Here is a 26,923-nt window from a genome sequence, read left to right as displayed (position 1 = left end):
GCGGCAACGAGGCTTGCGCGGCTTTTTGGCTGAAACCATGAACGATCGCGAAGTCGCCGACTACCTGCTCGCCAACCCCGAATTCTTCGCGGATCACGCGGAACTGCTCGCCACCATCCGTCTTGCGAACCCGCACGGCAAGGCCGCAGTGTCGTTGCAGGAGCGGCAAATGGAAATGCTGCGCGAGAAGAACAAGCTGCTCGAGCGGCGCCTCGCCGAACTGCTTCGCTACGGCCATGAAAACGACAGCATCTCGGCGAAGTTCAACCGCTGGACCGCGCGTGTGATGGCCGAGCGCGATCCGTACGCGCTGCCGCGCACGATCTCATATGGCTTGCGCGAGGTGTTCGACGTGCCGCAGACCGCGCTGCGCGTCTGGGATGTCGCAGAGCAATATCTGCAAGCGGACTTCACGCGCCAGGTCGGCGAAGAAGTGCGCATCTTCGCCAACAGCCTCGCGACGCCGTACTGCGGCACAAACACCGGGTTCGAGGCCGCGCAGTGGCTCGGTCCCGTGGTAGCCGGCGCGCCGGGCGAAGCATCGGACACGGTCGAAGCGGCGAACGGCGCAAACGGAACAAGCGCAGCAAGTGGCGACACGATCGAATCGATCTCGCTGATCGCACTGCGCGACCCGGAACGGGACGAAACCGGCAGTGTGTTCGGCCTGCTCGTGATGGGCTCGACCGACCCCCGGCGCTTTCACGACGGGATGGCGACCGACTTCCTGACGCAGATCGGCACACTCGCCAGCGCGGCGTTAAGCCGGCTGCTGCCGCGCTGATCGTGTGCCGGCCATGCGTTCGTCTGCGCCGATGACACGCCGATCGCGCGCTGACGCAAGGAGTTCATCGTGACGCTGACTGACCCGGTCGCCGTTTATCTGTCGAATCTCGACCACGAGCGGCGGCTGTCCGCGCATACGTTGCGCGGCTACACGCACGAGCTCGACGAACTGAAAAAGCTCGCGAACGGCCGCCCGCTCGAAAGCCTGACCGCTATCGATATTCGCGGCGCCGTTGCGCGCGCACATGCCGGCGGGCTGACCGCGCGCTCGATCGCACACCGGCTGTCGGCCTGGCGCGCGTTCTATCGCTGGCTCGCGGGGCGCGTCGCGTTGCCGGCGAACCCGGTCGCGACCGTCCGTGCACCGAAGCAGGCGAAAACCTTGCCGAAGGCGCTGTCAGTCGACGATACGCACAAGCTGATGGAAACGCCGGCTGCGGCGAACACCGAAGGCCTGCGCGATCACGCGATGCTCGAACTGTTCTACTCGTCGGGCTTGCGCCTCGCGGAACTGGTCGGCCTCGACGTCCAGTTCGCCGAGGGCGACGGCTATCGCTCCGCGGGATGGCTCAAGCTCGATGCGGCGGAAGTCGAAGTGCTGGGCAAGGGCAACCGCCGGCGCATCGTGCCGGTCGGCAGCAAGGCGCTCGATGCGCTGCGCGCATGGCTTGCGGTGCGCGGCGAGTTCGTCAGGCTTGATCCGCACCCGCTGTTCCTGTCCGCGCGAGGCAAGCGGATGTCGCCCAATGTGGTGCGCGAGCGCGTCAAGCGCGCGGCGCTTATCGCCGGCATCCCGGCCAACGTGCATCCGCACGTGCTGCGCCACTCGTTCGCGACGCATGTGCTGCAGTCGAGCGGCGACTTGCGCGCGGTGCAGGAGCTGCTCGGCCACGCAAGCATTACGGCGACGCAAGTCTATACGGCGCTCGATTTCCAGCATCTCGCACAGGTTTACGATCAGGCGCACCCGCGCGCAAAGAAGCGGGGATAGCGGCGATGCCAACCGCCAGTCAAACAGCGCGCATCGGAACCGGGCACGTGCAATGGGCCGCATCGCCCGCGCCAACCGGACTCGGTCTGTACCGTGCCCGCCACGCTGGCAATCCCTGACCAGGCTCCGCGATGACACGCGCTCCAAAAAGAACATTGTTCTGCTGAATACTTCTCTTAATGAATACCGTCACGCTGAAACCGTCGAAGGAAAAATCGCTGTTGCGCCGTCACCCGTGGGTCTACGCGAACGCGATCGACCGGGTCGACGGCAAGCCGGGCGGCGGCGCCACCGTGCTCGTGCGCGCCCACGATGGGCGCTTTCTCGCGCGCGCCGCATGGAGCCCGCATTCGCAGATTCGCGCACGCGTGTGGAGCTTCGACGAAGCGGAACCGATCGATCATGCGTTCTTCAAGCGCCGCGTGCAGCGCGCGCTCGCGCACCGGCAGGCGATGGTGCGCGACACCGGCGCGGTACGGCTGATTTTCGGCGAAGCGGACGGGTTACCGGGCCTGATCGTCGACTACTACGTCGCCGACGATCAAACGGCGCGCGGCCAGTTGGTCTGCCAGTTCATGGCGGCCGGCGTCGAAGCGTGGAAGGACGCGATCGTCGCCGCGCTGACGGGTGCAACCGGTTGCCCGAACGTCTACGAACGCTCCGACGTGTCGATCCGCGAGAAGGAAGGGCTCGAGCCGATCACCGGCGTGCTGGCCGGCGACGCGCCGCCCGATACGCTGATTGCGAGCGAAAACGGCGTCCGGTACCACGTGGATGTGCGCAACGGCCACAAAACGGGCTTCTATATCGACCAGCGCGATAACCGCGCGCTCGTGCAGCAGTTCGCCCATCAGCGGCACGTGCTGAACTGCTTCTGCTACACGGGCGGCTTTTCGCTAGCCGCGCTAAAAGGCGGCGCGCAGCGGGTCGTTTCGATCGATTCGTCGGGCGAAGCACTGGCGCTCGCGCGGGACAATGTCATCGCGAATGGCTTCGATGCGGGCCGCGCCGCGTGGCTCGACGCGGATGCGTTCAAGACACTGCGGCGCCTTGCCGACGACGCCGAGCGCTTCGACCTGATCGTGCTGGATCCGCCGAAGTTCGCCCCGTCGCGCGAACACGTCGACCGTGCGGCGCGCGCGTACAAGGACATCAATCTGAGCGGCTTCCGGCTGCTGCGCCCGGGCGGGCTGCTGTTCACGTACTCGTGCTCAGGCGCGATCGATGCTGATCTGTTCCAGAAGATCGTCGCCGGCGCCGCTGCCGACGCGCGCGTCGACGCGCGCATCCTGAAACGGCTGGGCGCCGGCGTCGACCATCCGCTGCTCACGGCTTTCCCGGAGGGGGAATACCTGAAGGGCCTGTTGTTGCAAATCGCGTGATCGCCCATAGGTGGCAGTATTTCCGGCGGGCGACCGCAGGTGGCCTGGCGCAGGCAGGGGCGGCGGGCTGGGGCGGCGCCGGCTCGGGTTCGGTCGGGTCGGGTAGATTGCGGGCCGGGTTCCAGCCGATCCCGGCGCCGGGCAGGATTCGGCTCAGACTGGCGCGCCTGGCAGCGTGCCTGCAGATATGCTTCAATATTCGGCTTGTTCCGCCCGGCTGCGCCCGGCGGTTCCCGCCCCCGATTTCACGTGTGGGCCTCATTTCAATCCGATGAATCCACGCACAAACAGGACAGGCGAAACGATATGGCGACCAACATGATTCCCGTCACAATCCTCACCGGCTTTCTGGGCAGCGGCAAAACCACGCTGCTCAAACGCATCCTGAACGAGCCGCACGGCATGAAAATCGCCGTGATCGAAAACGAGTTCGGCGAAGAGAACATCGACAACGAGATCCTCGTGCAGGAGTCCAATGAGCAGATCATCCAGATGAGCAACGGTTGCATCTGCTGCACGATCCGCGGTGACCTGGCGCGCGTGCTCGCGGATCTCGCCGCGCAAAAGCAGGCAGGCAAGCTCGATTTCGATCGCGTCGTGATCGAGACCACCGGACTCGCGAACCCGGGCCCGGTCGCGCAGACGTTCTTCATGGATGACAGCATCGCCGACGAATTCCTGCTCGACGCGATCATCACGCTCGTCGACGCGAAGCATGCGAATCATCAGCTGGACGAGCACGAGGTCGTGCAACGCCAGGTCGGCTTCGCGGACCGGCTGTTCGTCACGAAGTCCGATCTGGTCGATGAGGGGGTGCTCGGCGATCTGCGGCATCGGCTGCTGCATATGAACCCGAAGGCGGCGATCAAGGTCGTGAATTTCGGCGATGCGGACATCAAGGAAATTTTCGATCTGCGCGGCTTTAACCTGAACGCGAAGCTCGAGATCGACCCGGACTTCCTCGCCGAAGACGACCACGACCACGCGCACCACGACCACGACCACGCGAACTGCGATCACGAGCACGGTCATTGCGATCACGAAGGCCACGATCACGGTCACGCTCACCATCATCACGCGCATCACGACGACAAGATCAAATCGTTCGTGTATCGCAGCGACAGGCCGTTCGATCCGAACAAGCTGGAAGACTTCCTTGGCGGTATTCTGCAAATTTACGGTGAGCGGCTGTTGCGCTACAAGGGCGTGCTGTATATGAAGGGCGTCGATCGCAAGGTGGTATTCCAGGGCGTGCATCAGATGATGGGCAGCGATCTCGCGGCGAAATGGCAACCGGCCGAGAAGAAGACCAACAAGATGGTCTTTATCGGTATCGAGCTGCCGCAGGACCTGATCACCGATGGCCTCGACGGATGTCTTGCTTGACTCTGCGCGAGGTTGTGCGCGGTTGCACCCGTTTGCCGTGTCTGAAGTGCGGCGCGGGTGCGAAGAAAGCGGTGGCCCGAATCGCGCGAAGATCCTGCGGTCTAACGTACGCAGGACCATCGCTTTTTGACGACTGCCGCGTTATATTTTGACGATATCCGGGGTCGTGACAGAGATTGCCACGGATTGCGGGGCCGTACTGTGATTCAGTTACAATACAGCCCCGCTGGAGAAACAGAACGAATCGCCCGGTCAGCGCGCAAACGTGCCGGGCAAGCAACGGCGCCGGAAAACCTTATCCGGGCAACACGCCGATATGCCGGCAGGCACGCCGGCTCATAACGCGCGCTGCAAGGGAGCATTGCCTCGGGAGTATCTGTATCTGTGGATCGGTTTCCAGAGGAGTTCGGCCCCGCATCGGCGCTTCGGCGTCACGACAGCCCACCGTCCGTGTTCGTCGGCGCAGATTGAGCGTCTTTGACGCGCCTATGCGGGCAACAGGAAAGTGCGGGCAAATCTCACCGTTTGCCTCACATTGAAGAAGCAAGCCAGATGACGACGAAACGACTCTTGACTGAAGCCGAAATCCTGAAGATGAGCGACAAGGATTACATGAACGAGGATCAGCTCGCTTTCTTCAAGAACCGGCTCGAACAGCTGCAGGCGGAAATTCTCCGCAATGCCGGCCAGACCACCGAAAATCTGCGCGAAACCGTGATCGTGCCGGACCCGGCGGACCGCGCAACGATCGAGGAAGAGCATGCGCTCGAACTGCGCACGCGCGACCGCGAGCGCAAGCTGCTGAAGAAGGTGCAGCAGTCACTCGCGCGGATCGAATCGGGCGAGTACGGCTGGTGCGAAGAAACCGGCGAGCCGATCGGCATCCCGCGTCTGATCGCGCGGCCGACCGCCACGCTGTCGCTCGAAGCGCAGGAGCGCCGCGAGCTGCGCCAGAAGCTGTTCGGCGACTGACCGTCGGCAAGGCGCGGCCCGGGGCCCGCGTCCTTATCGCTGCTTCTTCAGGAGGCGCACGGGTTCGTGCGCCTCTTTTGTTTTGTGGTCCTGCAGTGGTCCCGCAATGGTCCTCAGTTGAGTCCCTGGTGGTCGCGCCGCGCGGCGAAAGCGCGGCGCGCATGTCAGCCGGTAAGCTTCGCCCGTACCGGTTCGTGATATCACGCACGATTTACCGGACCATTCAGATTCTTCTGTCGAAACTCTCGGATATTGCGCACAGAGTTTTCCAGAGCGCCTGCCGCGGCAGCCCTTGATATGGGCTCGCAAGCCCTAAAATAAACCGAATGCGTTGCACGCGCGCACCGCGAAGCGGTCGCGCGCCGTCCGCTGTCACGGATTTTCGCGGTGACGCAGCGCCGGCACCGCGTCTTATCAGTTTTGCAAAAGGAACGCATATGGAGCAATTTCACGGCACGACAATCGTCTCCGTGCGCCGCGATGACCAGGTCGCGCTAGGCGGCGATGGCCAGGTGACACTCGGCAACATCGTCATGAAAGGCGGCGCCAAGAAGGTCCGCCGCATCTACAGCGGCAAGGTGCTGGTCGGGTTCGCCGGCGGCACGGCCGACGCCTTTTCACTGCTCGATCGCTTCGAAGCGAAGCTGGAAAAGCATCAGGGCAACCTGACGCGCGCCGCCGTCGAGCTCGCGAAAGACTGGCGCACCGACCGCATGCTGCGCCGGCTCGAGGCGATGCTGATCGCTGCCGACGCGCAATCGACGCTTGTCATCACCGGTAACGGCGATGTGCTCGACCCGGAAGGCGGCATCTGCGCAATCGGCTCGGGCGGCGCGTACGCGCAAGCCGCGGCCAAGGCGCTCGTGGACAACACGGCATTGTCGGCGCGTGAAATCGTCGAAAAATCGCTGGAGATTGCCGGCGACATGTGCATCTACACGAACCACAATCGCGTCATCGAAACGATCGAGTAAGGACCCACGATGAGCACCATGACTCCCGCCGAGATCGTCTCGGAACTCGACAAGCACATCATCGGCCAGGACCGCGCGAAAAGGGCCGTCGCGGTCGCGCTGCGCAATCGCTGGCGACGCCAGCAAGTCGCCGACCCGTTGCGGCAAGAAATTACGCCCAAGAACATTCTGATGATCGGACCGACCGGCGTCGGCAAGACGGAAATCGCGCGGCGTCTCGCGAAGCTCGCGGATGCGCCGTTTATCAAGATCGAAGCGACCAAGTTCACCGAAGTGGGTTACGTGGGCCGCGATGTCGACAGCATCGTGCGCGACCTGATGGAGATTTCGGTCAAGCAGACGCGCGAAACCGAAATGCGCAAGGTGCGTACGAAGGCGCAGGATCAGGCCGAAGACCGCATCCTCGATATCCTGTTGCCGGGCGCGCGCCCGGTCGGCTTCGGTTCGGGCGGCACCGATCACCACGACGAACCGAATTCGACACGTCAGACATTCCGCAAGCGGCTGCGCGAAGGTCAGCTCGACGATAAGGAAATCGAACTGGACATCGAGGCGCCCGCGACCGGCATGGACATCATGGGGCCGCCGGGCATGGAAGACATGACCGAGCAGATCCGCTCGATGTTCGCGAATCTGGGCGGTGGCAAGAAGACGCGCCGCAAGCTGAAGGTGAAAGAAGCGCTCAAGCTGCTGACCGACGAGGAAGCGTCGAAGATGCTCAACGACGAGGAAGTCAAGACGCGCTCGGTGCAGAACGTCGAGCAGAACGGCATCGTCTTCCTCGACGAAATCGACAAGATCGCGTCGCGCAACGAAGCCGGCGGCGGTGAAGTGTCGCGCCAGGGCGTGCAGCGCGACTTGCTGCCGCTTGTCGAAGGCACCACGATCAATACGAAGTACGGGATGGTGAAGACCGATCACATCCTGTTCATCGCGAGCGGCGCGTTCCATCTGGCCAAGCCGAGCGATCTGATTCCTGAGCTGCAAGGGCGTTTCCCGATTCGCGTCGAGCTCGATTCGCTGTCGGTGAAAGACTTCGAAGCGATTCTGGTCGCCACTGATGCAAGCCTCGTCAAGCAATACCAGGCGCTGCTCGAAACCGAAGACGTGCACCTCGAATTCGCCGATGACGGCATCCGGCGCCTCGCGGAAATTGCGTTCTCGGTCAATGAGAAAACTGAGAACATCGGTGCGCGGCGGCTCTATACCGTCATCGAGAAGCTGCTCGAAGAAGTGTCGTTCGCAGCCGGCAATCATGCAGGCAAAAGCGTGATGATCGATGCCACGTATGTCGATCGCGCACTGAACGAGGTCGCGGACGACGAAGATCTTTCGCGCTACGTACTGTAATCGGCGCGGTCCGGCAGCTTGCGCCGGCCATGCGCCCAGCAACGGGCACCGGTAGTAAACAGAACGGGCGGCTTCACGCGAAGCCGCCCGTTTTTCGTTGCTGTCCGCGGATTCGACCGCTGTGAACGCTATGAACGCTTCGTGCGCGCGCCGCTATTGTTTGACCGGCCGCTTGGCCAGCTTGCGCTGCAACGTGCGCCGATGCATGTTTAACGCGCGGGCGGTCGCCGAGATATTGCCGCCGTTTTCCGCCAGTACGCGCTGGATATGCTCCCACTCGAGGCGTGCGACCGACAGCGGCGTCGGATGCTCGAGCGCGTCCTCCGCTTGCACCGCGCTCGCCTCGCTCTGCAGCGCCGCGAGAATCGTCTCGACATTGGCCGGCTTCGCCAGATAGTTGTCCGCCCCGTCCTTCACGGCCTGCACCGCGGTTGCGATGCTCGCGTAGCCGGTCAGCACCAGCATGCGTGCGTTCGGCTGCAACTCACGCAGCGGTGCAACGAGATTGAGCCCGGAGTCCTTGCCCAGATGCAGATCCACTGTGATCTGGCCGAACTTCTGCTGGTTCGCAAGGCGGATCGCGTCGTCGGCGTTGTGCGCCTCGGCCACCGTGTAGCCGCGCCGCGTGAGACCGCGCGCGAGGATGCCGGAGAACACCTCATCATCGTCGATCACGAGGAAATTCATATCGCTCATGCCTGCTTCTCCTTGTTGGACGACGCGAAGCCCGCGCCGGATGAATCGAAAGCCGCCACCGGCAACCGCAGCACCGCGCGCGTGCCGCGCGGCCTTTTTTCCTGCACGTCGGTCAGCTCGATCAGGCCGCCGAGGCGCGCTGCCGCCGAAAACGCGAGATAAAGGCCGACGCCGTGGCCGCCCTGCGTGCTATCGACCGGCGCCGAGCCGAGCGAGCCGCGCAGTGATGCGGGAATACCGGGCCCGGCGTCGCACACTTCGAATTCGATCACGCCTTCGGGCTCGACCAGCGACGCTTTCAGTGTGACGTGATCGCGGCTTGCACGCGCGGCATTGTCGAGAAGAATTGTCAGGATCTGGCCGACCGCGACCGTGTCGTCGAGCACGGCGCCAGCCGGCGCTACCGCGAGCGTATCGAGCTCGACATGCGGGTGGCGCAGCCGCCATTGCTGGACGAACGAATCGAGCCACTCGCCGACCGCCAGGCGTGTACCCGGCGTCGACGCGCGGCTGCGAAGCCGGGCGAGTGCGGACGTGCACATTGACATCTGCTGCTCGAGCAGGTCGAGGTCGGCCGCATACGGTTTCAGTCCCGCGTCGGTACGCGCCGCGTCACGCAATTCTTCGGTGAGCATCGCAATCGTCGAAAGCGGCGTGCCGATCTCGTGCGCGACGGTCGCCGCCTGCACGCCGAGCGCGACCGCACGCTCGTCGCGCAACAGCCGCTGCTGCGCGTCGCCGAGCGCCGCATCGCGCTGGCGCAGCGCCTGCGACATGCGCGCCACGAACCACGCGATCAGTCCGACGCTGACCGTGAAGTTCACCCACATGCCGGCGCGGTAGTAGTCGAACAGGTTCGCGGGGTTGTCCAGGTTCAGCGGCACCGACTCGAAACCGAGCACCGCATAGCATGCGACCGCGAACGCGGCGAGCCATATCATCAAGTGCCACGGCAGCACGGCCGCGGCGATCGCAAGCGATGGCAGATACAGCGACACGAATGGGTTGGTCGTGCCGCCGGACAGAAAGAGCAACGCCGACAGCGCGCCCAGATCGACCCAGATCTGCCCGAACAGTTCGATGCTGGATTCGGGCCGCTGCTGCGCGACACGCAGCCACGTAAAGCCGTTGAAAACGACCTCGAGCCCGATGACGAGCAGCATGGCGGACAGCGGTAGCGTCACGCCGACGAAAATCTGGACGAACGCGATGGTCAGCAACTGGCCGATGATGGCGAGGCTGCGCAGCCAGAAAAGATGTCCGAGATTGACCCGGCCGGTGACCGTGATGCGATGCATCGTGCCAGTTTAACCGCTGAAAGCACCCGTTCGGGCCCCTGAAGGTGCGCCGCGTCATTGTGTCACTGGCGCAACAGGTGACGCCGGTCGACGGCGACGGTGCGGCCTGCCGGATTGTTAACCGTCCGTTGCGGCAGTAGCCGCCGGATCGTCCTGCGCGCGGGCGATTTCTTCTGCGAGGCACTCCGGACACAGGCAGCGGCTGCCCGCTTTCAGCCTTTCGGCGGGCAAGGGCGGCATCGCCCGGCACCAGCAGTCGGTTGCGCGCGCCTCTTTACCGCAGTCGAACGAGCGGCCGCAGCGCGGACAACGCCCGCATTTGGACTCGCGCGATGATGGCCCGTGGGACGTGGCGGCCGATCGGGTAGCAGTCGGATTCATTTCGGCACGATGAAACCGGTCAGGGGACGACGAAATGATGCCACGTCTGTGCGCCGGACAGAACCCGGCGGCGCAGTGGCCAAACGCGCAAATCCCCGATTGCGCAGTGCGCAACGGAGGCTGCGCGCGCCGCAACGGTGCACGCCAAAATCGCTGTTGCAGCGCGCCAGTCCTGTACAATTCGCCCTTGTTTTCACTTGTCCCCGCCGAGCCGCCGCCATGTCCGAGCTTTCCGACCTGTCCCAGATCGCGCCTACGCTGAAGGCCGAAATTCTGGCCGAAGCACTACCGTATATCCGCCAGTACCACGGCAAGACCGTGGTCATCAAATACGGCGGCAATGCGATGACGGAAGAGCGTCTGAAGCAAGGCTTCGCGCGCGACGTGATTCTGCTGAAGCTGGTCGGCATCAACCCGGTGATCGTGCACGGCGGCGGCCCGCAGATCGATCAGGCGCTGAAGAAAATCGGCAAACAGGGCACCTTTATCCAGGGCATGCGCGTCACCGACGAAGAAACGATGGAAGTCGTCGAGTGGGTACTGGGCGGTGAAGTGCAGCAGGACATCGTCACGCTGATCAATCACTTCGGCGGCCACGCGGTGGGCCTGACCGGCAAGGACGGCGGACTCATCCACGCGCGCAAGCTGATGATGCCGGATCGGGACAACCCGGGTCAGTACATCGACATCGGCCAGGTCGGCGAAGTGGAATCGATCAATCCGGCAGTCGTCAAGGCCTTGCAGGACGACGCGTTCATCCCGGTCATTTCGCCGATCGGCTTCGGCGAAGACGGCCTGTCGTACAACATCAATGCGGATCTCGTCGCGGGCAAACTGGCGGTGGTGCTCAATGCCGAGAAGCTTGTGATGATGACGAATATCCCCGGCGTGATGGACAAGGAAGGCACGCTGCTGACCGATCTCTCCGCGCGCGAAATCGACGCACTGTTCGCCGACGGCACCATCTCCGGCGGCATGCTGCCGAAAATCTCGTCGGCGCTCGACGCGGCGAAGAGCGGCGTGCGCTCGGTGCACATCATCGACGGACGCATCGAGCATTCAGTGCTGCTGGAAATTCTGACTGAGCAGCCGTTCGGCACGATGATCCGCTCGCACTGAGCCGCGTCCAGCGACCAAGCCGGCCCGCGCACCGGCCACAGCGTTCCACCCGTCGAGCATCCAGGCCATTGCGCGCCTTCCTCGCATGCTGGCGTTCCGATCGGCCGGCGCGCCCTCATCCGGCTGTATGTCGAGGCCAGGCTCTACCCCCTTCGCCCTCCCTTCCCGTTTATGACGCGCCAGTCCGGCGTCGCCAGAAGCGCAATTCTGGACACGAAGCCCGACGCCGCAACGCGCAAGATACGGGGCATACTGATGAATTCGCGCAACTACGCAGTCGTTCGCGTGTTCGTCTGCCGCGCAAGCCGGCGACCGAACCGCATACCGCTGCGCCCGGCCAACGCTGACCGCCCGGTACACCTATTCAAACCATGCGCCCTGAACGCAAGAAACGCCGCCCGCCGATCGAGGCCGGCAGCCCGGTCTGGCTGTTCGATCTCGACAACACGCTACACCGTGCATCGCACGCGATTTTCCCCGCGATCAACAGCGCGATGACGCAGTACATCATCGACGCGCTGCAAGTCGAACACGAAGAAGCCGACTGGTTGCGCGTCAGCTATACGCAACGCTACGGTGCGACGCTGCTCGGCCTTGCGCGTCATCATCCGGTCGATCCTCACGATTTTCTGAAAGTCGTCCACACGTTCCCCGATCTGCGCACGATGCTGCGTTGCGAGCGCGGCCTCGCCCGCCTGATCGCCGCGCTGCCGGGCCGCAAGATGGTGCTGACGAACGGTCCGCAGGCCTACGCGCACGCAGTGCTCGCGGAGTTGCGCATCGAGCGGCTGTTCGAGCGCGTGATTGCGGTCGAGCATATGCGCGATCGCCGCGGCTGGCGCGCGAAGCCCGACCCGGCGATGCTGCGCAAGGCGATGCGCGATGCGAACGTACGCCTCGCCGACGCGATCCTTGTCGAAGACACGCGCGGGCACCTGAAAAGCTATAAGCGGCTTGGCCTGCGCACCGTGTGGATCGTCGGCCACCTGCCGCGCCGGGCGCGCGCGGACGGCCGCCCCGCGCAGTTGCCGGGCACCGGGCGCCCGCATTATGTCGACTGGCGCATTCGTTCGTTAAAATCGCTACGACTGGGCAACCGCTCGGCGCGACTGAAGGGACGACAGACATGCAGCCGATCCGCAAGCATGACGAGGCCGTAACCGAAGACCAGCCGGACCAATCTGGCGAGCGCAACAGCGCCGCCGACGCGAACGGCAACGGCGGCCGCGCGGCCCGCCTGAAGCCGGGCGAGCGCCGCGTCCACATTCTGCAAACGCTCGCGGCGATGCTCGAAGCGCCGAAAAACGAAAAGATCACGACGGCGGCGTTGGCCGCGCGCCTCGGGGTCTCCGAGGCCGCGCTGTACCGGCACTTTGCGAGCAAGGCGCAAATGTTCGAGGGGCTGATCGAGTTTATTGAGCAGACGCTGTTCGGCCTGATCAACCAGATCGTCACGAAAGAGCCGAACGGTGTGCTGCAGGCACGCGCGATCGCGCTGACACTGCTGAATTTCTCCGCGAAAAACCCCGGCATGACCCGCGTGCTGACGTGCGAGGCGCTGGTCGGCGAGCATGAACGGCTGACCGAGCGCGTGAACCAGATACTGGAACGGATCGAAACGTCGCTGAAGCAATGCCTGCGTGTGGGCATCACCGAAGCGAACGGGCAGAACGGAAACGCCGCGAGTGCGGTTCACCCGGCAAGCACAGTCAGCCTCGTCGATGACGTAGCGGATGGCAAAGACGCGGCCCCGATGCCGCGGCCGGCCGGTCTGAGCACCGCGGCGGCAGCCGACCTCGCAGTGCCGCTGCCCGCCGACTACGATCCTGCGGTCCGCGCGAATCTGCTGCTGAGCTACATCATCGGGCGCTGGCATCGCTATGTGCGAAGCGGCTTCGCGCGTGCACCCGGCGAGCATGCGGACGCGCAGTTGCTGCTGATCCTGCAATAACACGGCGGCGCCCACTACCCCGCCGACGCAGCCGCGGCGGATTTTCCGCTATACTCTTCGCCTGATTGTTGCAGCGAACGAAGTATCGGCGTTGCAACTCGAAAGCTGAGCCTCGCTGTAAAACACGTAGTAACGCGCCGATTTGCTGACTCGATTGCGGGCGCGCGAACCTGGCGGACATGCCCGTCCGCGGTTCACATAAATGCGGCTAAAGAGGTCGTCAGCGCGAACGTCGCTTCTTTTGCGCATCGCCGACACCGTTTAGCCGCCCAGTCGTTGCCACAGGCGGAATAAATGGAATCGATCGGGATCGTCGCTCCACAAAAAATGCATTTCACCGAGCCGCTGCCGCTGCAGAACGGCAGCTCGCTCGCCGACTACGACCTGATGGTCGAAACCTACGGCACGCTCAACCGCGCACGCAGCAACGCCGTGCTCGTCTGCCATGCGCTGAACGCGTCGCATCATGTCGCGGGCGTGTACGCGGACAATCCGCAGGACGTCGGCTGGTGGGACAACATGGTCGGCCCCGGCAAGCCGCTCGATACGAACCGCTTCTTTGTGATCGGCGTGAACAACCTCGGCTCGTGCTTCGGCTCGACCGGACCGATGAGCATCGATGCATCGACCGGCCGGCCCTATGGCGCGCGGTTTCCGGTGCTGACCGTCGAAGACTGGGTGAACGCCCAGGCGCGCGTCGCGGACGTGTTCGGCATCGAATGCTTCGCTGCGGTGATGGGCGGCAGCCTCGGCGGCATGCAGGCGCTCGCATGGAGCACGATGTATCCGGAACGCGTCGCGCACTGCATTGTCGTTGCGTCCACACCCAAACTGTCCGCGCAGAATATTGCGTTCAACGAAGTCGCGCGTTCGGCGATTCTGTCGGACCCGGACTTCCACGGCGGCGACTACTACGCGCACGGCGTAAAGCCGAAGCGCGGTTTGCGCGTCGCGCGAATGATCGGCCACATCACGTATCTGTCCGATGACGACATGGCCGAGAAATTCGGCCGTGCGCTGCGACGCGCGGAAGGCGCGCTCGACGCATACAACTTCAGTTTCGACGTCGAATTCGAAGTGGAATCCTACCTGCGCTACCAGGGCGACAAGTTCGCGGACTACTTCGACGCGAACACCTATCTGCTGATTACCCGCGCGCTCGACTACTTCGATCCGGCCAAAGCGTTCGACGGCGACCTCACCGCGGCACTCGCGCACACGAAAGCGAAATACCTGATCGCAAGCTTCACGACCGACTGGCGCTTCGCGCCTGCGCGCTCGCGCGAGCTCGTCAAGGCGCTGCTCGATCACAAGCGCCATGTGACCTATGGCGAAATCGACGCGCCGCACGGTCACGATGCGTTCCTGCTCGACGACGCGCGCTATCACAACCTGATGCGCGCCTACTATGAACGCATCGCGCTCGAGGTGAACGCATGAACCAGCAAGCCTTCGACATCCTCTCGACACGCGCGGACTTCCGCGCGATCGCCCGCTGGGTCGAGCCGCGCGCGACGGTGCTGGACCTCGGCTGCGGCGACGGCTCGCTGCTGTCGTTGCTGACCGAAGAACTCGAAGTGCAGGGCTACGGCATCGAGATCAACGACGCGGGCGTCCTTGCCGCGACGAAGAACGGCGTCAACGTCATTCAGCAGAATCTCGAAGACGGACTGCGTCTGTTCGAAGACGGCAGCTTCGATTTCGCGATCCTGTCGCAGACGCTGCAGACAATTCATCAGACCGCGGCGATTCTGCGCGAGACGGTGCGGGTCGGCAGGCAGTGCATCGTGTCGTTCCCGAACTTCGGCTACTGGCCGCATCGTCTGTCGGTGGTACAGGGTCGGATGCCCGTGTCGAAGTCGCTGCCTTATCAATGGCACAACACACCGAACGTGCGCGTGCTGACGATCAAAGACTTCGAAGCGCTCGCCCCCGAAGTGGGCATCGAAATTCTCGATCGCGTCGTGCTGCACGACGGCCAGACGGTGCGTTGGGGCGTGAACTGGCGTGGTAGTCTTGCGGTCTATCGCGTCAAGAAAATCTAACGCCATCCGCACATGTCGAACCCGCCACACGAGGCGCCCGCACTTAACGCTCACGAAGAACATCCCGGCTGGCGCGCGTTCCTGAACGCGCGCATGCTGATCTGCGTCTTTCTCGGTTTCACGTCGGGCCTGCCGCTTTTCACGCTCGTCTATCTCGTGCAGGCGTGGCTTCGTTCCGAAGGCGTCAACCTGAAGGAAATCGGTCTCTTCGCGCTCATCCAGTTTCCCTATACGTGGAAATTCGTCTGGGCGCCGCTGATGGACCGCTTCGTGCCGCGTCTGCCCGGCTGGCGACCAGGGCGGCGCCGCGGCTGGATGCTCGTCACACAAATTCTGGTGGCTGGCGCGATCGCATCGCTCGGCATCGTCTCGCCACGCGAATCGATCTGGACCGTCGCCGCGCTCACTGCGCTCGTTGCGTTCTTCGGCGCGAGTCAGGACATCGCGATCGATGCGTACCGGCGCGAACTGCTGCACGACACCGAGCAAGGACTCGGCAACGCGGTGCACGTGAACGCATACAAGATCGCCGCGCTGATACCCGGGTCGCTGGCGCTGATCCTGTCGGACCATTTGCCATGGGCGACCGTGTTCGCGTTCACCGCGGCGTTCATGGTGCCGGGCATGGTGATGACGCTCGTCGTGCGCGAACCCGAAGTGCACGGCGCGCCGCCAAAGAACCTGCGCGAGGCGGTCGTCGAACCGTTTCGCGAGTTCATTGTGCGCGACGGCTGGCGCGGCGCGCTCTTCGTGCTGGGCTTTATCTTCCTGTACAAGCTCGGCGACGTGATGGCAACCACCCTGTCGACGTCGTTCTTTCTGGACATCGGTTTCTCGCGCACCGATATTGGCGTGATCGCGAAGACCACGGCATTCGGCGCGAGTCTCGCAGGCGGCATTATCGGCGGTATCTGGCTGATGAGAATCGGCATCGGCCGCGGGCTGTGGATCTTCGGATTCCTACAGATGATGTCGACGCTCGGCTTTGCGTGGCTCGCCCATTTCGGCCAGGCTGCGCCAGAACTTGCACCGACCTATCACGTCGTCGCATCGATCAACCAGAACGTCACACAGCTGATGTCGTCGCTCGGGTTCAACTGGACGATGCAGCTCGATCCGAAGCTGTTTGCACTCGCACTGGTGTACGGGTTCGAGACATTCGCAACCGGTCTGACGTTGGCCGCGTTCACCGCGTACATCGCCAGCACGACGGACCCGCGTTATACGGCCACGCAGTTCGCTCTCTTCACGAGTCTCGCGTCGGTGCCACGCACACTTGCGTCGGCCGCGAGCGGCTTTGTCGTCGCGCAGTTCGGCTGGTTCCATTACTTCATTGCCTGCACGCTCCTCGCTGTGCCCGGTATGCTACTTCTGTTCCGGATTGCTCCGTGGAGGAGACCGTCGTGACGAACGTCGTTCGGCGACGTGCGAAAGGCCGACTGCATCGGCCGTATTGGCCGCACGTCTCCGTCAGGCTGCACACGGATGTGCGCCAAAGCCGTTTTCATCTGATGCATGTGATGTGGGTTCTGCTGTGCGCGGGTGGCCTATATGCCGCATCGCCCGCTGCGCTTGCGGCGGATGCGTCCGCTGGGCCCGCTGCGAGTACGGGCGTAGCTCCCGCACCGAACACGACACCGAACGCATCACCCAACGCAACACCTAACACCGCGACTGGATCAGCACCCAATGCAGCATCCAGTCCTGCGGCAAAGGCGCCCGGTGCGGCTAACAGCACCGCAAACAGCGCCGCCAGCAACGCACCCGGCAGCGCCCCTAGTGCCTCCACGGCCCCGGCCGCGAACGCACCCACGAGCCCGGCGAACGGCACAAGCGCGCCCGCCGTACCCAGGTCCGAAGCCGCCGTGGCCTCGGGTGCGTCCGCTGCCAATGCTGGCTCCGCACCCGCCGCGTCCAGCACGAGTGCAATCTCGACGCCTTTCCAGCCAAGCCCGCAACTGCGCTATGGCGACCTCGGGGTATTCCGCAATCTGATTCCGTCGTCGATGCTCGAGGGCCAGGCGGCGGAAGAGTTCGATCAGATCGCGCAAGGCGCCGAGCACGCGCACCGTCTGTATCCGCCCACCGACACCCGCGTGATACGCGTACGGACGATTACCGACAAGCTGATCCCGTACTCGCTGAAGTGGAGCGATCGCACGAAGCACTGGAAATGGGATGTCGCGGTGATCCGTTCGCCGGACATCCGCATGTACTGCCTGCCGGGCGGGAAGATCGTCGTCTACAGCGGGATACTCGATCGCGTCAAACTCAACGACAACGAGCTCGGCATGCTGATCGGCCATGAAATTGCCCACGCGCTGCGCGAGCATGCGCGCGAACGTCTGGGCGAACAGCAGGCCGTGCAACTGGGCTCGGGCCAGATTCCGCAGCTGTTCGGCCTTGCGGATCTCGGCGCATCGCCGCTTGGTATCGGCTCGCAACTGCTCGAGATGAAATACGAAGCTGCGGATGAAACCGAAGCGGACGTGATCGGCAGTGAAATCGCGTCACGCGGCGGATACGATCCCCGCGCGGCGATCACGTTATGGGACAAGCTTGCGGTCGCGACGCGCAGCAACCGCGATCAGGGCTTTATCTACGTGCACCCGTACACGGCCGCGCGTCGCCAGGACATCATGAAGCGGCTCTCCGACATGTTGCCGCTGTACGCGAAGGCGATCGGCAAGACTGTCGATACGTTGCCCGATTATCAGGGAGCGGGGCGCGCGCGCCGCACGGAATCGGCGCGCGAATAACGCGGCGGACCCCACTCAGGTCCGCACGCGGCGGGACAGTAGACCGACGCGCCGATTGCCGGTCAGCTCGCGAGCGTGTGATCGTAGTCGATCGTTAGTGGTGCGTGATCGCTGAACTTGATATCGCGGAAAATCCCGACCCGCTTCGCCTTGGCCGCGATGCCCGGTGTCGCGATCTGATAATCGATCCGCCACCCGACATTCTTCGCATACGCCTGCCCGCGATTGCTCCACCACGTGTACTGCTCGGGCCGCTGGTCGAGTGTGCGGAACACGTCGACATAACCGACTTCGTCGAAGAGCTTCGTCAGCCACGCGCGTTCCTCCGGCAGACAACCGGAGTTTTTCTGATTGCTCTTCCAGTTCTTGATGTCGATCTCCTTGTGCACGATGTTCACGTCACCGCACAGGATCACTTCACGTTTCTTGCGCAGCGCGGCGAGATGCGGCATGAAAAGGTCCATGAAGCGATACTTCGCCTGCTGTCGGTCTTCGCCGCTCGAACCCGACGGCACATACACCGACACCACCGACAGTTTGCCGAAGCGCAATTCGACATAACGCCCTTCCGCGTCGAACTCTTCGCTGCCGAAACCGATCACGACTTCGTCGGGCTCATGCCGCGTGTAGACGCCCGCACCGCTGTAGCCTTTCTTCACCGCATGCTGGAAATAGCCGGTGAAATCGTGCGGCGCGAGGAATTCCGGTGTCATGTCGTCCTGCGAGCATTTGATTTCCTGCACGCACAGCACGTCGGCATGCTGCTCGCCGAACCAGTTGAAAAAGCCTTTGCTTGCCGCGGAGCGGATGCCGTTCAGATTGGCGGTGATCACGCGCAACATGTCGTTCCTTTATTGTCGATTCAATGGGTGTTTTTCATGCCGCAGGCGGCTAACCGGCTAGCGCGATCATTCGATGATCACGCCCTTCAACGATGCCTTCGGCGGCGGAAATTCAAGCTTCAGCGACTCCATCGCACGCACCAGCAGTTCGCCGATCATCACGTTGCGATGCGTTTTCGAATCGGCGGGAATCACGTACCACGGCGCGTAGTCGGTCGATGTCGCGGCCAGCGCGTCGCAGTACGCGTCCTGGTACTTGTCCCACAGCTTGCGGGCGTCGAGGTCGGACACGTCGAACTTCCAGTGCTTGGTCGGATCGTCGATGCGCGACTGCAACCGCTCGCGCTGCGCGTCCTTCGAGATGTGCAGCATGCACTTGATGATCGTCGTGCCATTGTCAGCCAGCATCGCTTCGAAGTCGCGGATATGGCGATAGCGGCGCTCGCGTTGCGTTCTGTTCAGTTCGCCGAGCACGACCGGCACCAGTACATCCTCATAGTGGCTGCGATTGAAGATGGTCAATTCGCCCGCGGCCGGCGCTTGCGCGTGCACGCGCCACAGGAAATCGTGTGCGGCTTCGGCGGGCGTCGGCGCCTTGAATGGCACGATGCGCAGCCCGAGTGGATCGACCTCGTGAAAGACCGCGCGAATCGTGCCGTCCTTGCCGCTCGTATCCATCCCCTGCAACACCAGCAGTACACGTTGCAGGCGTTGCGCATGCAGCCGTTCCTGCTGCGCATCGAGTTTCGTGCCGAGTTCGAGCAGACGCTCGCGATCGGACTCCTTCGAGCCGCTTGAGAACGGCTTCGCGCCCGCATCGAAAGCGGCAAGGTTAAACGCGGCGCCCTTCTTGCCTTCGTCGAAGAACGGTACGCGGAAATCGTCGAGTTCCGGCTTCTTTGACATCGTGCCTGTCCCCCTTTGATATGGATTGCGAGCGCGCGACACGCCGCATCTGAACGACGCTGCTAAACGGACGCCGCGGCCTGCACCAACGAAAAGGGCCGTTGCCCAGGGTTCGTTCCGGCAACAGCCCATCATGGCCGACGCGCGCCGCATTGGCGCCGCTCGCGCGCGTAACGCGCTTCAGGATAGCTTTTTCTTCAGCAGCTCGTTGACCTGCTGCGGATTCGCCTTACCCTTGGTCGCTTTCATGGCCTGACCAATCAGCGCGTTAAACGCTTTCTCCTTGCCGGCGCGGTACTCGTCGACCGATTTCGGGTTGGCCGCGAGCACTTCGTCGATGATCGCTTCCAATGCGCCGGTGTCCGAGATCTGCTTCAGGCCCTTCGCTTCGATAAGGCGATCCGCAGCCGCTTCGTCGGTGGCCTTTTCATCCCAGATCACCTGGAAGATTTCCTTGGCGATCTTGTTCGAGATCGTGCCGTCGGCGATGCGTTGCAGGATCAGCGCAAGCTGTGCGGCGCTCACCGGACATGCATCGATCTCGAGGTCTTCGCGGTTCAATTGCGACGACACTTCACCCATCAGCCAGTTCGCGGCGACCTTTGCCTGCGCGGCGCCCGCTTTCGCGACCACCGCTTCATAGTACGCGGCCATCGCCTTGCTCGAGGCCACGACGCCCGCATCGTAGCGCGTCAGCCCGTACTGATCGGCGAAGCGCTGCTGCATCGTCTCGGGCAGTTCCGGCAGTTCGCCTTTCACGCGCTCGACCCAGGCAGAATCGATCACAAGCGGCATCAGATCCGGGTCCGGGAAATAGCGATAGTCATGCGCGTCTTCCTTGCTGCGCATCGACCGCGTTTCCCGCTTGTCCGGATCGTACAGACGTGTTTCCTGCACGACCGTGCCGCCGTCCTCGATCAGTTCGATCTGGCGGCGCACTTCGTACTGGATCGCTTCTTCGAGAAAGCGGAACGAATTCAGGTTCTTGATTTCGGCGCGCGTGCCGAATTCCTTCTGCCCGACGGGCCGCACCGACACGTTCGCGTCGCAACGAAACGACCCTTCCTGCATGTTGCCGTCGCAGATTCCGAGCCACATGACAAGCGCGTGCAGCGTCTTCGCATACGCGACCGCTTCGGCGGCGCTGCGCATTTCCGGCTCGGTGACGATTTCGAGCAGCGGCGTGCCGGCGCGGTTCAGATCGATGCCGGTCATGCCCGCGAAATCTTCGTGCAGCGATTTGCCCGCATCTTCCTCGAGGTGCGCGCGTGTCAGGTTGATCGTCTTTTCGTAGGCTTGACTGCCGGCCTTTTCATTGGCGGGCACCTGAATCGTGACCTTGCCGCCCTGCACGACCGGAATCTCGTACTGGCTGATCTGATAGCCCTTCGGCAGATCCGGATAAAAGTAGTTTTTGCGCGCGAAGATGCTGCGCGGCGCGATCGTCGCACCGATCGCAAGGCCAAAGCGGATCGCCCGCTCGACGGCGCCGCGATTCGCCACCGGCAGCACGCCCGGCAACGCGAGATCGACGGGGCAGGCCTGCGTGTTCGGTTCGGCGCCGAACTGCGTGGCGGCGCCGGAGAATATCTTGGAGACCGTCGACAGTTGCGCGTGCGTCTCCAGACCAATTACCACTTCCCACTCTTTGCTCATTTTCATGCCTCCCGCCGAGCCGCCTCAAGGGAGGCATGCGCCCCCCCGGGGGACAGCGAACGAAGTGAGCGTGGGGGCTCTTCAGCCCCCCCCGCTGGCGACTTGCGATGCCAGTCGGTCACGCGCTGAAACGCGTCCGCAACCTGCAGCATGCGTGCTTCGTTGAAATAGTTGCCGACGATCTGCAAACCGACCGGCCGCTTCGCGTTCGCACCCGCGCCGAACCCGCACGGCACGCTCATGCCGGGCAGGCCCGCGAGGCTCACCGACAACGTATAGATATCGGCCAGATACATCTGCACCGGATCGTCGCCCTTCGCGCCGATGTCCCACGCGACCGACGGCGAAACCGGCCCCATGATCACATCGCACTGTTTGAACGCTTGCTGGAAGTCTTGCGCGATGATGCGGCGGATTTTCTGCGCCTGCAGGTAGTACGCGTCGTAATAGCCATGCGACAGCACATACGTGCCGACCAGAATGCGGCGCTTCACTTCGGGTCCGAAGCCTTCGGCGCGCGATTTCTTGTACATGTCGAGCAGATCGCGGTAGTCAGACGCGCGATGGCCGTAACGCACGCCGTCGAAACGCGACAGGTTCGACGACGCTTCGGCCGGCGCGATCACGTAATAGACCGGAATCGACAGTTCCGTTTTCGGCAGCGATACATCGACGAGCGTCGCGCCGAGCGCTTCGATCTGTTTGAGCGCGGCGTCGATCGCCGCGCGCACGTCATCGGCAAGACCCGCGCCGAAGTATTCCTTCGGCAAACCGATGCGCAGACCGGCGAGCGGCTTGTCCGCGGCGCCCGCGCCACCTTGCCACGTTTGTCCGAGATAGCGCGTGAAGTCTTCGTCGTCGCGCGTGAGACTCGTCGAATCGCGTTCGTCGAAACCGGCCATCGCGTTGAGCAGCAGCGCGCAATCCGCGGCGCTTTGCGCAAATGGACCACCCTGGTCGAGCGAAGAAGCAAACGCGATCATCCCGTAGCGCGACACGCGGCCGTACGTCGGCTTGATGCCGGTGATGCCGGAAAACGACGCCGGCTGCCGGATCGAGCCGCCGGTATCGGTGCCGGTCGCAGCCGGCGCAAGACGTGCGGCGACCGCCGCCGCCGAACCGCCCGACGACCCGCCGGGCACCGCCGCGATATCCCACGGGTTGTGCACCGGGCCGAAATGGGAGTTCTCGTTGGACGAACCCATCGCGAACTCGTCCATGTTGGTCTTGCCGACGCACACCATGCCCGCGCGCGACAAACGTTCGACCACCGTCGCATCGAACGGGCTCGTATAGTTCTCGAGCATCTTCGAGCCGGCGGTCGAGCGCCAGCCGCGCGTGACGAACACGTCCTTGTGCGCAATCGGCAGGCCCGTCAGCGGGCCGGCGTTGCCGCTTGCGAGGCGCGCATCGGCAGCCTTCGCTTCAGTCAGTGTGCGCGCTTCGTCGACATGCACGAACGCGTTCAGCGCTTCGTGCTGCGCAATCCGCTTCAGGTACAGGCCCACGAGTTCGACCGCGGAGCATTGCTTCGCGGCGAGTGCGGCACGCAGTTCAGTCAGGCTTTTCTCATGCATTGCGGGGTTCCTGTACGGACAATTACTCGATAACTTTCGGCACCAGATACAGGCCGTCCTGCACCGCCGGCGCGGGACGCTGGAAGTCTTCGCGGCGCACCGTTTCCGTCACCGCGTCTGCGCGCAAACGCAACGCGACGTCTTCGATCTGCTCGATCGGGTGCGCGAGCGGTGCGATGCCCGTGGTGTCGACTGCCTGCATCTGCTCGACGAGACCAAAAAATTCATTGAGTTGCGCGAGCGTATGTTCGGCATCGGCGTCGGGTAATTCGAGCCGTGCAAGATGGGCGATGCGTTTCACATCGGTCAGGGTCAAAGCCATGCGTTTCACCGGAAATGGACGCGCACTGCCGCAACGAGGAAAAACGATGCTGCGACAGCAGGTTAAGTCATGGGAGCGGCCCCTCGAAAAAGGGGCGCGCAGCAGCAAAAAGTGCCGCTCGTTTCCTTCAAATACAGCAAAATTATAAGGTATCATTACGCGTTCGACCCAAACCCGGACCGACTTACCAAGGCCTTTCTGGGCACGCTCGCGGCGAAGCGTCGTAGCGCACGTCGCGCACAATAGAGCGGCCTTGCAATCCGTTTCCGGTAGATACCCCAGCAGCTTCAGGTTTTCCGCGCGTTTTCAGGTGGTTTCCGTACGTCCGTGTCTATCGGGCGTCAACGTGAGGCCCGATTGTGTCGCCCAGACTCTGAAGCTGTTAATTTTTCCGCTGCCGCACTGCGCGTACGACGCGAGGCCGGCCCCAAGCGAGACAGGATTTTGAATGTTTGGTTTTTTGCGCAGCTATTTCTCCAACGACCTTGCCATTGACCTCGGCACTGCCAACACGCTCATCTATATGCGTGGCAAGGGCATCGTTCTCGACGAACCCTCCGTTGTCTCGATCCGCCAGGAAGGCGGTCCGAACGGCAAGAAAACCATCCAGGCCGTCGGCCGCGAAGCAAAGCAGATGCTCGGCAAGGTGCCAGGCAACATCGAAGCGATCCGCCCGATGAAGGACGGCGTGATCGCCGACTTCACCGTTACCGAGCAGATGATCAAGCAGTTCATCAAGACTGCACACGAATCGCGGATGTTCTCGCCGTCGCCGCGCATCATCATCTGCGTGCCGTGCGGCTCGACCCAGGTCGAGCGCCGCGCGATCAAGGAAGCGGCGCACGGCGCCGGCGCGTCGCAGGTGTACCTGATCGAAGAACCAATGGCCGCCGCAATCGGCGCCGGTTTGCCGGTGTCGGAAGCAACCGGCTCGATGGTCGTCGATATCGGCGGCGGTACGACCGAAGTCGGCGTGATCTCGCTGGGCGGCATCGTGTACAAGGGCTCGGTACGCGTTGGCGGCGACAAGTTCGATGAAGCGATCGTCAACTATATCCGCCGCAACTACGGCATGCTGATCGGCGAGCAAACCGCCGAAGCCATCAAGAAAGAAATCGGCTCCGCGTTTCCGGGCTCCGAAGTCAAGGAAATGGAAGTGAAGGGCCGGAACCTGTCGGAGGGGATTCCGCGTAGCTTCACGATCTCCAGCAATGAAATCCTCGAAGCGCTCACCGATCCGCTGAACCAGATCGTGTCGTCGGTGAAGATCGCGCTGGAGCAGACGCCGCCGGAACTCGGCGCGGACATCGCTGAACGCGGGATGATGCTGACCGGCGGCGGCGCGCTGCTGCGCGACCTCGATCGCCTGCTCGCGGAAGAAACCGGCCTGCCGGTGCTCGTCGCCGAAGACCCGCTCACGTGCGTCGTGCGCGGGTCGGGCATGGCGCTCGAGCGCATGGACAAGCTCGGCAGCATCTTCTCCTACGAGTAAGCGGGTCAATTTCATGTCAGCGGCGCGGATCGTACGGCTGGCCTCACCAGCCGCTGCGTGCTGGGCGCGCCAGTTGACGTGCGCGGGCCTCGCTCGTTGTGCTTCGGCTTGTTGCGCAATGACTTGCCCGCGGATTGATCGCCGCGCCCATCGCACGGTGGCTGGATGCCCGATCGCTGGCGGCACGACCGCTAGCGGCCGGCTCGCGAACCACGCTGTCGCGAGCCGCAGCATCGCGAGCCGGCAAAGCGTCCGTCGCCCGTTTTCCCGTAGCAACGCGCGCCACTTCGCGCGTCAGCGTCTCATCTAACCGCTCACGCCCACGGCGCCGACCATGGAATACAGTCCGCCGCCCCTGTTCAAGCAAGGCCCGTCGGCACTTGCACGGCTGATCTTCTTCGTCGTGCTCGCGCTGGCCCTGCTGATTTCCGATGCGCGCTTCAGGACGCTTGAAATCGTTCGCGGCGTCCTCGGCGCCGGGCTCTATCCGCTGCAACGCGCAGCCCTTGTGCCGCGCGACATGTTTATGGGCGCTGCCGATCTCGCTGTCACCAGCGCGACGCTGCGCAACGAGAACGCCCAACTGCACGCGCGCAACTTGCGGCTTTCGCAGCAGGCGAACGAAGCCGCGCAACTCGGCGCGGAGAATGCGCACCTGCGCGCACTGCTGCAGCTATCGCAACGCTCGCCCATTCAATCGACGCCCGCCGAAATCCAGTACGACACGCGCGATCCGTTCACGCAAAAGGTCGTGATCGGGCGTGGCTCGCAGCAAGGTATCCAGGACGGGTCGCCGGTCGTCAACGAAGACGGCGTGATCGGCCAGGTCACGCGCGTCTTCCCGATGCAGGCCGAGGTCACGCTGCTCACCGACAAGGATCAGGCGGTGCCGGTCCAGATCGTCCGAACCGGTCTGCGCAGCGTGATCTACGGTACGCCGAAGGGCGATTCGCTCGACTTGCGCTTCGTGCCGATCAGCGCCGATGTGATGGCCGGCGACGAGCTCGTGACGAGCGGGCTCGACGGCGTCTATCCGCCGGGGCTACCGGTCGCGAAGGTGGCGCGCGTCGACAAGCAGGCCGATACCGCGTTCGCGCGCGTGGTCTGCCTGCCGATCGCTCAGGTACGGGGCGAGCGCCAGCTTCTGGTGCTGCACTATCTGAACGAGGTGCCGCCGCGGCCCGCCGACGAGCCCGATCCGGCCAGCGCGGCGAAAGACGCGAGGAAGAAGAGCGCAAAGACGACCGAGAAAGCCACCAAAGCGGACGACAGGCCCGCCGCCGCATCCGGTGCCGCCGCACCGGCGACACCCTCCAGCGCAGCGGTCGCGAAGCAGGCGTCGCCCGAAAAGAAACCGGCCGAAAAGAAGCCGGCGGCTGAAGCCACGACCAGGCCGGCGACAAAACCAGCGATCAAGCCGACCGCAAAGCCGCAACCGGCGGCTCAGGGGACTCAACAGTGAACCGTCCGCAATACATTCTGCAGCCGGTCAATCCGTACTTCATTGCGTTTAGCCTTGCCGCCGCGTTCCTGTTGAACATGATGCCGTGGGGGCGTCTGGCCGGCGTGCCGGACTTCGTCGCGCTGGTGTTGCTGTTCTGGAATGTGCACCAGCCGCGCAAGGTCGGCATGGGTATCGCGTTCATGCTTGGCCTGTTGATGGACGTGCACAATGCGAGTCTGCTCGGCGAGCATGCGCTGGCCTATACGCTGCTGTCATACGGCGCGATCACGATCCACCGCCGCGTGCTGTGGATGACGCTGCCCGTGCAGATCTTCGCGGTGATGCCGCTGCTGGTCATCGCGCAGGTCGTGCCGTTCGTGATCCGGCTGCTGACCGGCGCGGCCTTCCCTGGCTGGAGCTATCTGATCGACGGTTTCGTCGAAGCCGCGCTGTGGCCGCTTGCGAGCGTGCTGCTGTTGATGCCGCAGCGCCGTCCGGCCGATCCGGACGACACCCGGCCCATCTGATGTTGCGGCCCCCTCGTGGACTCACGGACCTGGTAACCCAACCCGGACCCAACAGAACCCGATCGCG

At 63.5% G+C, this 26,923-nt stretch carries 25 protein-coding genes; 17 read left to right on the top strand and 8 right to left on the bottom strand.

What is annotated here, in order from left to right; all coding sequences use genetic code 11:
• The first annotated feature begins 37 nt into the window (after positions 1–37).
• The 7 genes from HV796_RS09315 to hslU all read left to right on the top strand — a co-directional run bounded on the left by HV796_RS09315 (position 38) and on the right by hslU (position 7,841).
• Positions 38–784, top strand: a complete 747-nt coding sequence (locus HV796_RS09315) for a DUF484 family protein (RefSeq protein ID WP_175226183.1) — start codon at positions 38–40, stop codon at positions 782–784.
• Between the two features lie 69 nt (positions 785–853).
• The gene (gene xerC, locus HV796_RS09310) at positions 854–1,777 is read left to right on the top strand and encodes a tyrosine recombinase XerC (protein WP_175226182.1); all 924 of its coding nucleotides are present in this window, start codon (positions 854–856) and stop codon (positions 1,775–1,777) included.
• A gap of 179 nt (positions 1,778–1,956) precedes the next feature.
• Positions 1,957–3,159, top strand: coding sequence for a class I SAM-dependent rRNA methyltransferase (locus HV796_RS09305; RefSeq protein ID WP_175226181.1), 1,203 nt, complete (start codon positions 1,957–1,959; stop codon positions 3,157–3,159).
• A gap of 318 nt (positions 3,160–3,477) precedes the next feature.
• The gene (locus tag HV796_RS09300) at positions 3,478–4,545 is read left to right on the top strand and encodes a CobW family GTP-binding protein (protein ID WP_175226180.1); all 1,068 of its coding nucleotides are present in this window, start codon (positions 3,478–3,480) and stop codon (positions 4,543–4,545) included.
• Positions 4,546–5,097: 552 nt separating this feature from the next.
• Positions 5,098–5,517 (top strand): RNA polymerase-binding protein DksA, encoded by a 420-nt coding sequence (gene dksA / locus HV796_RS09295; RefSeq protein ID WP_175226179.1) that lies wholly within the window; start codon positions 5,098–5,100, stop codon positions 5,515–5,517.
• A 437-nt stretch (positions 5,518–5,954) separates the two neighbouring features.
• Positions 5,955–6,491, top strand: coding sequence for an ATP-dependent protease subunit HslV (hslV, locus tag HV796_RS09290; RefSeq protein WP_175226178.1), 537 nt, complete (start codon positions 5,955–5,957; stop codon positions 6,489–6,491).
• A 9-nt stretch (positions 6,492–6,500) separates the two neighbouring features.
• Positions 6,501–7,841, top strand: a complete 1,341-nt coding sequence (hslU, locus tag HV796_RS09285) for an ATP-dependent protease ATPase subunit HslU (protein ID WP_175226177.1) — start codon at positions 6,501–6,503, stop codon at positions 7,839–7,841.
• A 153-nt stretch (positions 7,842–7,994) separates the two neighbouring features.
• Here the strand turns inward: hslU and HV796_RS09280 are convergent, their stop codons facing one another.
• The 3 genes from HV796_RS09280 to HV796_RS09270 form a co-directional block, all read right to left on the bottom strand.
• Entirely contained in the window at positions 7,995–8,537 is a 543-nt protein-coding gene (locus HV796_RS09280; protein ID WP_175226176.1) for a response regulator transcription factor, read from the bottom strand.
• Complete coding sequence (locus tag HV796_RS09275; RefSeq protein WP_175226175.1) at positions 8,534–9,835, bottom strand: ATP-binding protein; 1,302 nt, start codon at positions 9,833–9,835, stop codon at positions 8,534–8,536. The genes HV796_RS09280 and HV796_RS09275 overlap by 4 nt, the downstream gene beginning before the upstream one ends.
• A 117-nt stretch (positions 9,836–9,952) precedes the next feature.
• On the bottom strand, positions 9,953–10,216 hold the full coding sequence (locus tag HV796_RS09270; protein ID WP_175226174.1) for a cysteine-rich CWC family protein: 264 nt from the start codon (positions 10,214–10,216) through the stop codon (positions 9,953–9,955).
• A 219-nt stretch (positions 10,217–10,435) separates the two neighbouring features.
• On the opposite strand from HV796_RS09270, the gene argB reads away from it, so the two are divergent.
• The 7 genes from argB (at position 10,436) to HV796_RS09235 (ending at position 18,090) form a co-directional block, all read left to right on the top strand.
• The gene (gene argB, locus HV796_RS09265; protein ID WP_175226173.1) at positions 10,436–11,335 is read left to right on the top strand and encodes an acetylglutamate kinase; all 900 of its coding nucleotides are present in this window, start codon (positions 10,436–10,438) and stop codon (positions 11,333–11,335) included.
• Positions 11,336–11,706: 371 nt separating this feature from the next.
• Positions 11,707–12,495 carry a pyrimidine 5'-nucleotidase gene (locus tag HV796_RS09260; RefSeq protein WP_175226172.1) on the top strand — a complete coding sequence of 263 codons (789 nt, stop codon included), beginning with the start codon at positions 11,707–11,709 and terminating at the stop codon, positions 12,493–12,495.
• The gene (slmA, locus tag HV796_RS09255) at positions 12,462–13,286 is read left to right on the top strand and encodes a nucleoid occlusion factor SlmA (RefSeq protein ID WP_175226171.1); all 825 of its coding nucleotides are present in this window, start codon (positions 12,462–12,464) and stop codon (positions 13,284–13,286) included. Before HV796_RS09260 ends, slmA begins: the two co-directional genes overlap by 34 nt.
• A gap of 294 nt (positions 13,287–13,580) precedes the next feature.
• A complete protein-coding gene (metX, locus tag HV796_RS09250) occupies positions 13,581–14,726 on the top strand; it encodes a homoserine O-succinyltransferase MetX (protein ID WP_175226170.1) in 1,146 nt (381 codons plus the stop codon).
• Positions 14,723–15,331, top strand: a complete 609-nt coding sequence (gene metW / locus HV796_RS09245) for a methionine biosynthesis protein MetW (protein ID WP_175226169.1) — start codon at positions 14,723–14,725, stop codon at positions 15,329–15,331. The genes metX and metW overlap by 4 nt, the downstream gene beginning before the upstream one ends.
• Before the next feature lie 12 nt (positions 15,332–15,343).
• The gene (locus HV796_RS09240) at positions 15,344–16,738 is read left to right on the top strand and encodes an AmpG family muropeptide MFS transporter (protein WP_175226168.1); all 1,395 of its coding nucleotides are present in this window, start codon (positions 15,344–15,346) and stop codon (positions 16,736–16,738) included.
• Positions 16,739–16,842: 104 nt separating this feature from the next.
• Positions 16,843–18,090, top strand: a complete 1,248-nt coding sequence (locus HV796_RS09235) for a M48 family metallopeptidase (protein WP_175226251.1) — start codon at positions 16,843–16,845, stop codon at positions 18,088–18,090.
• Between the two features lie 62 nt (positions 18,091–18,152).
• On the opposite strand, the gene HV796_RS09230 is transcribed toward HV796_RS09235, so the two are convergent.
• From HV796_RS09230 to gatC, 5 genes are all read right to left on the bottom strand, one after another.
• Positions 18,153–18,932 carry an exodeoxyribonuclease III gene (locus tag HV796_RS09230; RefSeq protein WP_175226167.1) on the bottom strand — a complete coding sequence of 260 codons (780 nt, stop codon included), beginning with the start codon at positions 18,930–18,932 and terminating at the stop codon, positions 18,153–18,155.
• A 66-nt stretch (positions 18,933–18,998) separates the two neighbouring features.
• The gene (locus tag HV796_RS09225) at positions 18,999–19,838 is read right to left on the bottom strand and encodes a PPK2 family polyphosphate kinase (protein ID WP_175226166.1); all 840 of its coding nucleotides are present in this window, start codon (positions 19,836–19,838) and stop codon (positions 18,999–19,001) included.
• Positions 19,839–20,018: 180 nt separating this feature from the next.
• The gene (gene gatB, locus HV796_RS09220) at positions 20,019–21,494 is read right to left on the bottom strand and encodes an Asp-tRNA(Asn)/Glu-tRNA(Gln) amidotransferase subunit GatB (RefSeq protein ID WP_175226250.1); all 1,476 of its coding nucleotides are present in this window, start codon (positions 21,492–21,494) and stop codon (positions 20,019–20,021) included.
• Positions 21,495–21,496: 2 nt separating this feature from the next.
• Positions 21,497–23,071, bottom strand: coding sequence for an Asp-tRNA(Asn)/Glu-tRNA(Gln) amidotransferase subunit GatA (gene gatA / locus HV796_RS09215; RefSeq protein WP_175226165.1), 1,575 nt, complete (start codon positions 23,069–23,071; stop codon positions 21,497–21,499).
• 22 nt (positions 23,072–23,093) lie between these two features.
• The gene (gatC, locus tag HV796_RS09210) at positions 23,094–23,393 is read right to left on the bottom strand and encodes an Asp-tRNA(Asn)/Glu-tRNA(Gln) amidotransferase subunit GatC (RefSeq protein ID WP_175226164.1); all 300 of its coding nucleotides are present in this window, start codon (positions 23,391–23,393) and stop codon (positions 23,094–23,096) included.
• Positions 23,394–23,841: 448 nt separating this feature from the next.
• Between gatC and HV796_RS09205 the strand changes: the two genes are divergently transcribed.
• The 3 genes from HV796_RS09205 to mreD all read left to right on the top strand — a co-directional run bounded on the left by HV796_RS09205 (position 23,842) and on the right by mreD (position 26,856).
• Entirely contained in the window at positions 23,842–24,885 is a 1,044-nt protein-coding gene (locus tag HV796_RS09205; protein ID WP_017772379.1) for a rod shape-determining protein, read from the top strand.
• A gap of 334 nt (positions 24,886–25,219) precedes the next feature.
• Positions 25,220–26,347 carry a rod shape-determining protein MreC gene (gene mreC / locus HV796_RS09200; protein WP_175226163.1) on the top strand — a complete coding sequence of 376 codons (1,128 nt, stop codon included), beginning with the start codon at positions 25,220–25,222 and terminating at the stop codon, positions 26,345–26,347.
• Positions 26,344–26,856 (top strand): rod shape-determining protein MreD, encoded by a 513-nt coding sequence (mreD, locus tag HV796_RS09195; RefSeq protein ID WP_175226162.1) that lies wholly within the window; start codon positions 26,344–26,346, stop codon positions 26,854–26,856. Before mreC ends, mreD begins: the two co-directional genes overlap by 4 nt.
• Positions 26,857–26,923: the final 67 nt, after the last annotated feature.

The organism is Paraburkholderia humisilvae (assembly GCF_902859855.1).
Taxonomy (GTDB): Bacteria; Pseudomonadota; Gammaproteobacteria; order Burkholderiales; family Burkholderiaceae; genus Paraburkholderia; species Paraburkholderia humisilvae.
This window is presented reverse-complemented; position numbering and strand designations above follow the sequence as displayed.